The 12,777-nt window shown below is 39.0% G+C and carries 12 protein-coding genes; all 12 read right to left on the bottom strand.

Annotated features, from left to right (window positions below):
• Positions 1-80: 80 nt before the first annotated feature.
• The 12 genes from sigE to B5473_RS10850 all read right to left on the bottom strand — a co-directional run bounded on the left by sigE (position 81) and on the right by B5473_RS10850 (position 12,772).
• The gene (sigE, locus tag B5473_RS10905; RefSeq protein ID WP_079525036.1) at positions 81-791 is read right to left on the bottom strand and encodes an RNA polymerase sporulation sigma factor SigE; all 711 of its coding nucleotides are present in this window, start codon (positions 789-791) and stop codon (positions 81-83) included.
• Between the two features lie 13 nt (positions 792-804).
• Positions 805-1,626, bottom strand: coding sequence for a sigma-E processing peptidase SpoIIGA (locus B5473_RS10900; RefSeq protein ID WP_079525034.1), 822 nt, complete (start codon positions 1,624-1,626; stop codon positions 805-807).
• Positions 1,627-1,947: 321 nt separating this feature from the next.
• Positions 1,948-3,111, bottom strand: a complete 1,164-nt coding sequence (ftsZ, locus tag B5473_RS10895) for a cell division protein FtsZ (RefSeq protein WP_079525032.1) — start codon at positions 3,109-3,111, stop codon at positions 1,948-1,950.
• 40 nt (positions 3,112-3,151) lie between these two features.
• Positions 3,152-4,447, bottom strand: coding sequence for a cell division protein FtsA (ftsA, locus tag B5473_RS10890; RefSeq protein WP_079525030.1), 1,296 nt, complete (start codon positions 4,445-4,447; stop codon positions 3,152-3,154).
• Between the two features lie 102 nt (positions 4,448-4,549).
• Complete coding sequence (locus tag B5473_RS10885) at positions 4,550-4,915, bottom strand: small basic family protein (protein WP_008403393.1); 366 nt, start codon at positions 4,913-4,915, stop codon at positions 4,550-4,552.
• Positions 4,916-4,929: 14 nt separating this feature from the next.
• Positions 4,930-5,637 carry a DUF881 domain-containing protein gene (locus B5473_RS10880; RefSeq protein ID WP_079525028.1) on the bottom strand — a complete coding sequence of 236 codons (708 nt, stop codon included), beginning with the start codon at positions 5,635-5,637 and terminating at the stop codon, positions 4,930-4,932.
• Between the two features lie 23 nt (positions 5,638-5,660).
• Positions 5,661-6,401 carry a DUF881 domain-containing protein gene (locus B5473_RS10875; protein ID WP_079525026.1) on the bottom strand — a complete coding sequence of 247 codons (741 nt, stop codon included), beginning with the start codon at positions 6,399-6,401 and terminating at the stop codon, positions 5,661-5,663.
• Positions 6,382-7,284: a cell division protein FtsQ/DivIB gene (locus B5473_RS10870; protein ID WP_079525024.1), complete on the bottom strand. Its 903-nt coding sequence runs from the start codon at positions 7,282-7,284 to the stop codon at positions 6,382-6,384. Before B5473_RS10870 ends, B5473_RS10875 begins: the two co-directional genes overlap by 20 nt.
• A 5-nt stretch (positions 7,285-7,289) precedes the next feature.
• On the bottom strand, positions 7,290-8,348 hold the full coding sequence (locus tag B5473_RS10865; protein WP_079525022.1) for an FtsW/RodA/SpoVE family cell cycle protein: 1,059 nt from the start codon (positions 8,346-8,348) through the stop codon (positions 7,290-7,292).
• Between the two features lie 42 nt (positions 8,349-8,390).
• Positions 8,391-9,743, bottom strand: a complete 1,353-nt coding sequence (gene murD / locus B5473_RS10860; RefSeq protein ID WP_079525020.1) for a UDP-N-acetylmuramoyl-L-alanine--D-glutamate ligase — start codon at positions 9,741-9,743, stop codon at positions 8,391-8,393.
• Entirely contained in the window at positions 9,740-10,714 is a 975-nt protein-coding gene (mraY, locus tag B5473_RS10855) for a phospho-N-acetylmuramoyl-pentapeptide-transferase (RefSeq protein WP_079525018.1), read from the bottom strand. Before mraY ends, murD begins: the two co-directional genes overlap by 4 nt.
• A 141-nt stretch (positions 10,715-10,855) precedes the next feature.
• On the bottom strand, positions 10,856-12,772 hold the full coding sequence (locus tag B5473_RS10850) for a penicillin-binding transpeptidase domain-containing protein (RefSeq protein ID WP_079525016.1): 1,917 nt from the start codon (positions 12,770-12,772) through the stop codon (positions 10,856-10,858).
• Positions 12,773-12,777: the final 5 nt, after the last annotated feature.

Below are 12,777 nucleotides of genomic sequence, written 5' to 3'. Positions count from 1 at the left end.
CTTCCGAACTAGATTGTCTTTTGTCTTTTCAATCATTTTGTCCGAAATGGTCATCGCTATGCGCGCCAAATTTAACCATCTTATGCAATTGGTTCGTTCAAGAATTCACGTAAGTCCATAATAATTTTTTTCTCCAACCTTGAAATATAAGATTGTGAAATACCTAAATGGTCCGCAACTTCCTTTTGCGTCATTTCTTCTTTACCATTTAGGCCAAAACGACATTCCATAATATATTTTTCACGAGGTGTCAGCTGATTAATGGCATTAAACATATGCTGACGCTCAATTTTACGTTCTACGTCAAGTGTTATAATATGCTCTTCTGTCCCTAATATATCTGAAAGTAGTAGTTCATTACCATCTGCATCCGCATTTAACGGTTCATCAAAGGAAACTTCGCCTTTCATGCGGCTCGTCTTTCGTAAATGCATCAATATTTCATTTTCGATACAGCGCGATGCATACGTCGCTAATTTAATGTTTTTGTCCAAATTAAATGTTTCAATCGCTTTAATAAGGCCAATGGAACCGATGCTGATTAAATCCTCAATCGGCGTGCTCGTATTATCAAAACGTCTTGCAATATAAACGACTAATCGTAAATTTCTTTCAATTAACATATCTCTGGCATGCAAGTCACCATTCATAAATGCTTCGACTACGACAACTTCTTCTTCTCTAGTTAATGGAATAGGCAATGAATCATGTCCCCCTATATAGTATGTCCCTTTTTTTCTTCTAAAGTAGCTTAGTATGTTTAAAATTATCGATTGAATTTTTTTAAGCAATATCGATCCTCCCTTATGAATTCGTTAGGACAAACACATGTGCAATCATTTGTGCATTTTGCGGAAAGCGCGCATCATTTTTCGTAAATACAACATAGTGATTTGGATACGTCTTGTTCTGAATGACAATTGTGGCACGAAAGGCCGGTACGAGTAATGTGCCTTTTTGAACCGTTGTAATAGGAACTATACGTATTCTTTTCTGTATTTCCTTTGAAAACATTGTCAGTGAGTAAGGCTCCTGCTCATTCCATTTGAGCAGGCATTCACTAAATTCATCCGGTAACATCGATTGAACTGATTTAAACGAAATAAAATGGACCGGTGCCTGACTTAAAGGTTCAGTGCATTCATTTCCGGTATCGATATATGTTACGAGCTCCATTTGCTGTTCAAACAGTTCTACTTTGCTTGTCGTTACATACCGACTTTGTGCAACATTCTGCAGTTTTTGAAACCAGCCTTGTTTCATCACTGTCAAACTAATACATACTATGCCGAAACATAAAAAAATATAAACGAAAAATGGAGATGCAAGCAAAAATGGTTGTAACGCTGTTATTAATCCACCTGCGAGCAAAGTAGCGACAACAATCCACTTCCCTTGCTCGTAAAATATTTTCCATTTAAATGAAAAGGCAATGCCTAATAGTACGATGAAACTTACAAGCAACATAAATATGTTTCCCATAAATAACACAGCGATCAGCGCACTACAAAAGGCCCCTAATAGTAATCTCCAAATTGGAATGATGGTATATGTTATGGTTGCGGTAAATTTTAGTAGTACGAGATTCATTAAAAAATTCATTAAAAGAATCCACTCTGCATACATGTATTGTCCTCCTGTAAATAAGATTATCAAACACCCTCAGAGTATTTTGTCTAACTGTTGCATAAATTTGGAAGAATCGTATGACATATTGTTACGACATTCAAATCCAATCGACAAAAAGTTGGTAGTAGGAAAGTTAAAGAATCATAGGGGCAAAGGGGGAGGTGTTAATGTGATGTCGGGAATCAGTCTATCTACTTTTCCTTGCCTATACATGCATAGGCAAGCTACTTTTCATAACAACTCTTAAACTAAAAAAAAAACGATTATTCACATATAAATGTAAATAATCGTTTTTCATATTATGAAAGTTTATATTAATTAGCGATTGCGACGATTGCGTAAAAATGTCGGAATATCCAATGCATCGTCTTGCTGATAGTTTGTTTGTTGTGTTTGACGTGGCGCTTCTTGCTGCACCGGATCTTGCTGACGTACAGGCTGCTGTTGTTGCGGTTGATTTGTGCTTGTTGCAGCTTGTTGACGAACACCGATTGACGGACGCACAGGCTGTGGCTTTTGAATAATAAAGTCATCAGAGAAACCTGTTGCAATTACCGTTACGATAATTTCATCATTTAAGTTATCGTTAATTACAGAACCGAAGATCATATTTACTTCTTCATCTGAAGCGAGCTGTACAATATCGGCAGCTTCCTGAACTTCAAATAAACTTAAGTTCGTTCCGCCAGTAATATTCATAATGACACCTTTTGCTCCATCGATTGATGTTTCAAGTAATGGAGAAGAAATTGCTTTTTTAGCAGCTTCTACTGCACGGTTTTCACCAGCAGCAATACCGATACCCATTAATGCAGAACCTTTATCGGACATAATTGTTTTTACATCGGCAAAGTCCAAGTTAATTAAACCAGGTGTTGCGATTAAATCTGAAATACCTTGTACACCTTGACGTAATACATTGTCCGCTTCACGGAACGCTTCCAGCATTGGAGTTGATTTATCAACAATTTGCAGTAATTTATCGTTTGGAATTACGATTAATGTATCAACTGCTTCTTTCATTGAAGTAATACCGCCGATTGCCTGAGTTTGGCGTTTACGGCCTTCAAATGTAAACGGACGTGTTACAACACCTACTGTCAATGCACCTAGATCACGTGCGATTGATGCAATTACCGGTGCTGCACCCGTACCAGTACCACCGCCCATACCGGCAGTTACGAATACCATATCGGCACCACGTAATACTTCTTCCAATTGTTCGCGGCTTTCTTCAGCAGCTTTTTTTCCTACTTCAGGGTTTGCTCCTGCACCTAGTCCACGTGTTAATTTACCGCCAATTTGTAGTTTATATTCAGCTTTTGACAGATTTAAAGCTTGCGCATCTGTATTTACAGCGATAAAGTCTACACCTTGTACACCATGTTCAATCATGCGGTTTACGGCATTGTTACCGCCTCCGCCAACGCCGATTACTTTAATAACGGCTAATTGTTCAACATCCGTTTCAAATTCTAACATACTCTTCTCCTCCTAATTGTTCACGTCATTCATTTTCGTATTAATCGAAAAATTTGTTTAATAAGTTTTTCGCGCGATCAATCACACTTACTTTACTTGCGCTATCTACTCTCTCCGGCACATTTGATTGTTTTTTAGAAGGAGTTGGTTGAGTAGGATAAGGTGCTGCATATGAAGAAGCTGGTACCGGCTCGCTTCTTCCGTAAAATTCGTCTTCTGCATGTGCATAACGAATTAAACCTACTGACGTTGTAAAGGCCGGTTCGCGTACACCGATGTAATCCGGTGTATAAATGCGAACACGCGTTAACATTACTTGTCGCGCCAGCTGAGCAATTCCTTCAAGCTGTGCTACTCCGCCAGAAATGACAACACCACCCGGTAAATCCTGTACCCCCATACGTGCTAATTCATCCAATACTAATTCAAATAACTCTTCTAAACGTACTCCGATAATTTCTGAGATGAATCGTTGGCTGTATTGATCTGTTGTATCAGTACCAACAACAGGAACATCAAACGTTTGTTCATCGGAAGCATCATCGTAAAAGGCATGTCCATACTGCTTTTTGATTTTTTCGGCTTGTTCTGTCGGTGTTTTTAATACGATCGATAAATCTTTCGTAATATGATCTCCGCCTACCGGGATAACAGCTGTGTTTGTCAGCAGTCCGTCTTGGAATACCGCAACAGTTGTCGATCCGCCGCCTAAATCGATATAAGCAGTTCCTTGATTTTTCTCATCTTCCGTCAGCGCAAAATTTCCTGCTGCTAATGGTTGTAGATAAATTTCGCGAATTTGCAAGCCTGCACGTTCTACACATCTTAAAACATTATGTACAAGCGTCTTGGATGTCGTAATCATTGTCGCATCCATCTCTAAACGAATGCCAATCATACCACGCGGGTCTTTAATCTCATCTAGGTTGTCTACGATAAATTGTTTCGGAATCAAATTTACTAACTCTCGCTCTGGTGGAATCGACATTACCTGTGCAGAGTCTATTACTCTAGCTAAATCATCGTCCGTGATTTCCCGGTCTTCACCGTTTACCGCTACAACCCCTTTAACAGGCTGTAAAACTGTCTGGTTTGCAGGAACTCCAAGCACCACTTCCTCTATATTAATACCAGTCATTCGCTCTGCTTGATCTACAGCTTTTTTTATGGACTGTACAGTTGCATCTATATCAACTATTGCACCTTTTCTTATACCTGTTGATTTCACATGACCTACACCAATTACGTGCAATTGATCACCGTTCATCTCTCCGATCAGGACCTTTATAGAAGAAGATCCAATATCGAGTGAGACATAAATTTCTTGATGATTCAACTTTCTGCACCTCCTTCGATTACTCCTATAGTTCATTCTATTGTAAATTTCGTTGATTGTCTAAGTAAAACAATAAATTGTAATGATATTTTAACGTGATTGTTAAGAGTTTTCCTCCTTTTTCAACCTTCTGTTCTCATATTTTGTCAATAATAACCGACGAATGACTGCGATATTCTGAAACAGTCGAACTCCGAATGCAAAAATAGCGGCTAAATAAAGATCGACACCTATATGAACACCGAGAAAAGCCAATCCTGCTGCTAAAATTATATTAAAGAAAAACCCGGAAATAAATACTTTGTCATCGTAAACTTGTTGCAATAATGCACGGATACCGCCGACCATAGTATCGAGAGCCGCCAGTACAGCAATGGATAAATAGTTTTCATAAACAGATGGAATTTGAATATCTGTTAAAATCCCTAATACCACACCTAATATAAGACCTAAAAGTGGTAACCACATATTCGCATCCCCTTCTACTTTTCTGATAAATACTTAATTCTTTGTACAGGCGCAACTGAATCGATTTGTATATTCTGCTCTGCTTCATGAATCGTCAATACTAGATTATCAATATAAAACTCATCCTGGAACGTAGATGCCAGCAAATGGTTTTTCATTTTTTCAGCTTGCTCATACGTAAATGTAATGATGTTTATTTCGATATCCGTATTTTGAATCGGCTCACTATTGATTGTCGTTTTCCCATTAATATCGCGAATGGCCGAATTGTAGCTTAAACGTTTGCCATCCACTTCAATTGCCCGGGCATTATAGCGATTTAAATCATTTATAAGCCGAATTAACAGTTCAGGAGATACAGGCTTTATTTCATAGCCTAATTCAACCAATTCAGGTGAAGGGCCAACCGCTAATGTTAACCCCGGTCCTTCAACCGGCAGGATCCCTGCACGTTCTTTAAGTTGATCAACAGTTTGCTGCAATAGCACTTCCGGATTATCAAACTCTGCATCCTCGTATTTATTTACAGTTTCGGTTAATTCGCTTATTCCGCTCAACAGTTCGGAATGCCGCTCCTGTTCTGCAAATAATTGCTGGCGAATTTCCCAAATATCGACTGTTGTTCTTTCGGTCGGACTTTGAACAGTGTTGTACTGCACTGCGAGCATAAAGCCGATGATGAACGAGATAATAGTAATATTACGGTACATTTTTTTCGTCATCATCTTCCCTCCGATCTTATGCCTTATTCATCGCTGACTGTATGCATTTCTATTAGGTCGTCTGTTTCTAAAGTAACGACGATTTGTTCATTCAATAACTGGTCAAATACTCCTCCTGCCAATTCTAACGAAGAAATAAGTACATCCTGATTACCTACCGCCTCGATTACAAATGGTGCTGGGTACTGTTGTCCATCAATTGTAATGACAGGACCGTTGCAGGCAATGTAAGAATTCGGTTTCAAACGTTGCCCGTTAATCGAAATTGCCTCGGCACCAGCAATTTTTAATTCATTTAATACTTTAAATATGTGACTTTCGTGCACAATATACTCATTTGGGTTGGTAGTATTCGGATTATAATCACCATCTTGCAGTGTTATTTTGATCCCTTGTCCCATTCCATCTGTTAGTCCAAGTAACAGCCGCAATTGCTCAGCATCCTGCCGATTCTGTTCGTATTGCGTTTCATTCGAAGAAAACTGCTTTTCATACGTTCGAATTTTCTCCTCTAATTGGGCCAACTCATCTGCAAGCTCTTTGTTTCTTTCCTGTTTTTCAATCAACTCTTCCATGTACTGGTTTTCCTGCTCAAACTGGGGAGAGGCAGAACTTAATGTACGCTTGTCCTTTGATAAATTATAGGAAAAACCGATAATAAATCCTGTAATCACGCATACAATGAGTATGGCGCCATACTTTTTTGAAAATAAAGTTGAATTTTTCTTCGGCTGCCTGCTGTTATCATTCTGACTCTTCTTCATTTTGTTCTTCCAGTTGCCCCCCTTCATCAGTTTCCGCATTTTCTGTTTCATCTGTAGTTTCTTCTGCAGTTTCTTCTGTAGTTTCTTCTGTAGTTTCTTCAGTTTTTTCAGTGTCTTCTTTTATTAATGAATATTCACCTGAAAAAGGTCGGTAATATGAACCAACTTCAATATCTACAATCCCTTTTTCAGAAACGTCCTCGCTTTCAATTTGCGCGATGATCGATGGATAGTAATTTAACTTTTCTGCTAAAGTATTCGCATCTGCGCGTACTTCATAGCCATCATTCATGAAAAGCGTAATTGAATACGGGTCCGCTTCTGTAGGATTTGCATTAATTTGGGAAATGAGCGACAGTACTTCCGGTTTTAGATTCGCAAGTTCCTTTAACAGCTTTTTCCGAAGATTCTCATTTTCAAAGTCCCGAAAAATCGGGGCATCGATAGGAACAATTTCATTGGATTCTTCAAAGACAATGCCATTATCGAGCATAGGGTAAAATTCCCCGTCTTGTGAAATATAGGCTACTTTTTGCCATTCCTCGATTGTAATTTGAACTTCATTCAGGAATTTCCTTTCGACATTTACGGATTTTACCCATTCATGCTGAGCAATTGCCTGCTCTACTTCCGAAATTTTAAAGCCCCATAACGAATCATCAATTTTCAAATTTGACTGTTCGATATAGTACGTATCTTCCTTTAGGGCTGCCCCTTTAATATCAATCTTTTTTATATCACTATAAGGTAATTGAAAATAAAGAAGGATGATAATGATAAAAAGAAAAATCGTCACTAGTGCTAAAAATTTAAAATTTGTACGGCGTCTTCTGCGTTTTTTCATAGCTGGTACTCGTTCTGTAATATCGATTACTTTTTCCATTATCCCTACTCCTTCCTTCTTTCATAAGAAAAATTTAATATAAGCGCTACTGTTACCCAGACAACAACAAGCGATGTTCCGCCATAGCTTATAAATGGCAGTGTTACACCGGTTACAGGCAGTAAATTAATAACTACACCTATGTTCAGCGCTGCCTGTACAGCAATCATCGTTGTAAGTCCACATATCGCATAAAAATGAAATACATGCTTACATTGTAATGCCAGGCGATATCCAAGAATTAAAAAGCACGCAAAAATAAGCAGCAGTCCCATTCCACCGACAAGTCCGATTTCTTCTAAAATTATCGCAAATATAAAATCGTTCTGCGGTTCCGGTAAGTATAAATACTTTTGTCTACTTTTTAATAATCCATGTCCAAACAAGCCTGCTGGACCTATCGCAAATAAAGATTGTACAGCTTGGAAGCCGCTTCCTAACGGGTCTGCCCAAGGATTGATAAACGCTTCGATCCGTTTAAGACGATATGGAGCCGCGATAATTAACCCGGCAAGGCCCCCTATACCTAAAGTGATGAGGACAACATATAGGCGCAGCGGATATTGTGCAATAAAAAATATAATTAAAACAACTACAACTAAAATAAAGACAGCACCGAAATCAGGCTGTAGCATAATTAAGGCTGCCGGAAGAATCAATATGAGAAAATGCTTCAATTGAACAATGCGCTCATACGATTTCCGCTGTGTTAATAATGCACTAATATAAATAATTGTCGTTACTTTCGCAATTTCAGCCGGTTGGACCGTTAAAGGACCGATTCCAATCCAACTTTGCGAACCATTACGGACTATTCCGATACCTGGAATAAGAACAGCAACAAGTAAGCCAAGCGAAATGATATAAAAAATCTTCCACACTTTCGGTTGCTGTAAAAACTCCCAGTTCATAATGGCTGCACAGATGATAAGTGCAACGATGAAATAGATTGACTGCTTCAGGTAAAACGGGGTTTGTCCATCATAGTGAACATTCCCCCAATATGTACCTGCAGAAAAAATAAAGAGAATGCCAACCAGCGACAATACAATCGCACTGATCATAAAATACTGTTGATTTTTTTGCGACAGTGTAACTATCCTTTCTTATGAAAGTTTCATAACACGATCAATAAATAAGTCGCCCCGAATTTCAAAGCTCGCATGTTGATCCCAGCTTGCACATGCCGGTGACAGTAAAATGATGTCACCTTCTTCAGACATTTTTGCTCCATAACCGACTGCATCTTCTACATCAATTGCACGCACAATATTCGTAATGCCACATGATTTTGCAAATTCGATAAAGCGAAGTGCAGTTTCGCCAAACGCGACAACTGCTTTTACACGTGTCATTTCTTTACGAAGCTCTTCAAATGAATGCCCGCGATCTAATCCGCCGGCCAATAATACAATCGGTTGCTCAAATGCAGCCAAGGCGCTTTTCGTTGCCAGTACATTTGTAGCTTTTGAATCATTGTAAATTTTACGTCCTTGCCATTCACGGACAAACTGCGTACGGTGACGCACCCCTGCAAATGTTGATAAAACCTCTTCAATCGCTTCGACAGGACATTGCTGCAGTAGCGCTGCAGCTACTGCACATAAAATATTCTCTAAATTATGCTCACCCGGCAATACAATATTATCACGTTTTAGGATCGCATCGCCTTGCCAATAAATGTTTTCTTTATCAGCACTGATCCCTTGTTCTGCATGACCTTTTGTCGTAAATGGAATGAGTTGGGCATTTGATTTTTGAGCATATTTCGCCACAACTTCCTGGTCGGCATTATAAATAAAATAATCTTCAGCTGTCTGATTGCGTGTGACACCAAATTTAGCCTCAGCATATTCTTCAAATGTCCCATGGTAATCTAAATGAGCTTCATACAGATTTGTCAAAATTGCAATATGTGGTCTGAATTGACGTGTCCCCATTAACTGAAATGATGATAACTCAGTAACGATGACTTCATCTGCCTTTGCTTCTTCTGCTACACCACAAGCAACGGTTCCAATATTCCCGGCGATTAATGGTTTTAAACGGCCTACTTTAAGCATTTCGTAAAGTAAAGTTGTCGTTGTTGTTTTACCATTCGAACCAGTAATACCGATAAATGTCGCTTCACTTACTAAATAGGCAAGTTCCATTTCTGTAATAACAGGCAAACCTTTTGTTATCGCATCGGCAACGATCGGATTTGTGTATGGAATCCCAGGGTTTTTTACGACAAGCTCAAAACCTTCATCAAGCAAATCTTCTGGATGTCGTCCACAAATTACGGTAATTCCTTTTGATAAAAGCTCCTGCGCTTCAGGATTTGCATCAAATGGCTTTGCATCGTTGACTGTTACAAATGCACCTAACCGATGCAAAAGCTCAGCAGCCGCAACACCACTTTTCGCCAATCCTAAAACGAGTACTTTTTTAGCTTGTAATCCTTCATATTCAATCATAATAACGCCTCCGCTAATACTGCTATAAGTGCTACGATACAACCTGTTGACCAAAATACTAGTACGACTTTCCATTCTGACCAGCCAGATAATTCAAAATGGTGGTGAATCGGACTCATTTTGAATATACGCTTTTTACGCAGTTTATAGCTTCCTACTTGTAAAATAACGGATAATGTTTCAATAACGAATACGAGACCGATTAATAGTAACAGCAATTCTTGTTTTACCAGTACCGAAATCATTGCCAATGCACCGCCAAGCGCAAGGGAACCTGTATCTCCCATAAACACTTTTGCCGGGTTTGCATTAAAAATCAGAAATCCAAGTAATGCACCCGTTACAGCAAATGCAAATAATGCGATATCGGCTTGCTCGTTAAATAATGCAATGACACCGAATGCAGCAAATGCAATTGAAGCCGTTCCTGATACGAGTCCATCTAAACCATCTGTTAAATTGACTGCATTTGAAAAACCTACTAGCCAGAAAATTAAAAACCCAACATATAAAATTCCTAAATCAATCGATAAATCTGTATATGGTATTCCTACAGATGTATCAAATGAACCTAAACGCAATAGTAAGAATGCTGCAATCGCAATTGCGATTTGACCTATTAATTTTTGAAGGGAAGTCAATCCTAAATTACGTTTGAAAATAACTTTTAGCCCATCATCTAAAAAGCCAATTACGCCAAATCCAACTAAAACAAGTAATAATACAATCGTTTGTGTTGTAAACAAGTCGAAAATCATTGCGACTACAATTGTCGAAATAATAATGGCTAACAAGAAAATTAAACCACCCATTGTAGGTGTACCCGCTTTTTTCATATGTGATTGAGGGCCTTCTTCACGTATGCTTTGCCCGAATTTTAATCGGCGTAAAAGAGGGATTCCTACTGGTGCTAAAATGACCGTTACTAAAAATGATGAAAAGAGTATGGTCAATGTTGTTGATAATGTCATAATATATCTCCTTTAAAACTTCTGTCTGAATATGGTGGAACGTTTGATTTTCAACGATTACGATTTCTAAATATTATTGTGAAAAAACGTCCTTCACTATAATAGTTGTTTTAGTTGCATTTTGAAAGATGGAAATTCAATTTAATTTCCTAAATATAAATGAACACTATCACTCTGAAGAATGAGGCTATCAGCTGACGGGACTTGCTGAATTACTTTTTCGCCTTCTCCGTGCCATTCAATCTTATAAGGATATAAATGTGGAATTACTTCTTCTTTTGTCATTCCAATAAAGTTTGGTGTACGCTCAGTCAATTCATCGCCCCAAACGTAATTCCGTTCGATTTGATCTTTTTGCTTTTCAATATTGTACAGCGGTGCTGCATCTTCTATAATTCGGCCTACAATCGGTGCAGCGATAACACTTCCGAATTGCAACGAACTTTTCGGATTGTCAATCGCAACATAAACGATTATTTCCGGATCATTGGCCGGCGCAAAACCGATGAACGATACAATATAGTCCCCGTCCTTATAGCGGCCGTTTTCCACCTTTTGCGCTGTCCCTGTTTTGCCTCCAATGCGTAAGCCATCACGAAATGCCTGGCGACCAGAACCTTTTGCAACTACAAGTTCCAAAGCATGACGCACTTTTTCCGATGTCTCTTCACTGACGACCTGCGCTTTCGCTTCCGGATTTTGCTCCATAATGACTTCGTTTGTTTTGGAGTCCAGTATTTTCGAAACCGTGTACGGCGTATATAATGTACCGCCATTAATTGCGGCAGAGACCGCCTGCATCTGCTGAATCGGCGTAACGGAAACACCCTGACCAAAAGAGGTCGTAGCATGCTCTACCGGACCAAATGCTTCTTTTGAAAATAATATGCCTGTTGATTCACCGGAAATATTCGAACCCGTTTTTTTCCCGAATCCGAATTTGTGAATATACTCAAGCAACTTTGTTGAACCAACTCGTTGCCCTAGTTCTACAAATCCAGGGTTACAGGAATTTTGTACAACTTCGTAAAAAGTCTGGTCTTTATGTCCTTCTCGTTTCCAACAGCGCAATCGTGCCCCCTCGACCATTGTATAGCCATGATCATGAAAATGTTCTTCCTCCATGTTGACTACACCTTCTTCAATTGCGGCACTGAGCGTAATAATTTTGAATGTGGAACCCGGCTCATAAGACATAAATACAGGAAGGTTGCGGTTATATATACTTGGCTCTACTTCCGAAAATTTCGTCGGATCGTATGTTGGGAATGATGCTAGTGCCAGTATTTCACCACTATTGGGATTCATGGCAATGGCCAATGCCTGATCTGCATCATACTCCAGCATTGCCTGCGATAATTCACGTTCGACAATTTCCTGAAGCTTTAAATCAATTGTCAGCTGAATTGTCGCACCGTCTTTTCCTTCTTTCCATTCATCATCCACATGCTCCAATGCATTCCCTTTTGCATCAGTAAATAGCCGAATGGCTGCATCCGAGCTTTTTAATAATTCATCATACTCGTATTCGATTCCTGCCAAACCTTGGTTATCTGCACCTGTAAACCCTAAAAAGCGTGCGAGCAAATTACCGTGCGGATAAGATCTTACATAATCGACACCACTGTATAAACCCGGAATTTGGAGCTGCTGAATTTTTTCCGCTTGCTCATAAGTGATGTTTTTAGCTTCTGGAGCAATTTTTACTAGGGATACTCGTTGCTGCAGTCTTTCCAATATTTTGGCTCGATCTTTATTGAGCACGTTTGCAATGGCATCTGCTGCTTGTTCTTTATCTTCGTTTTGTGAAGGCATGAAGTACAAAGTCGGGGCAAGTTTATTCGTTACAATTACTTCATTGTTTCGGTCAGTAATTTCGCCTCGCTGTGTATGGAACGGAATTTCCCTGTCCCAGTTTTCTTTTGCCTTTGTCGAAAGCTCATCATACTGAATAATTTGAACGGATACTAATTTAACAAAAATCGCCACGCCGTATAGTACAAGTGCGATGGCGATCCATGTTAAACGTTTTTTAGATTTTGTAGTTACCCATTTCATAATAT

The organism is Solibacillus isronensis (assembly GCF_900168685.1).
Lineage (GTDB): Bacteria > Bacillota > Bacilli > Bacillales_A > Planococcaceae > Solibacillus > Solibacillus isronensis_A.
This window is presented reverse-complemented; position numbering and strand designations above follow the sequence as displayed.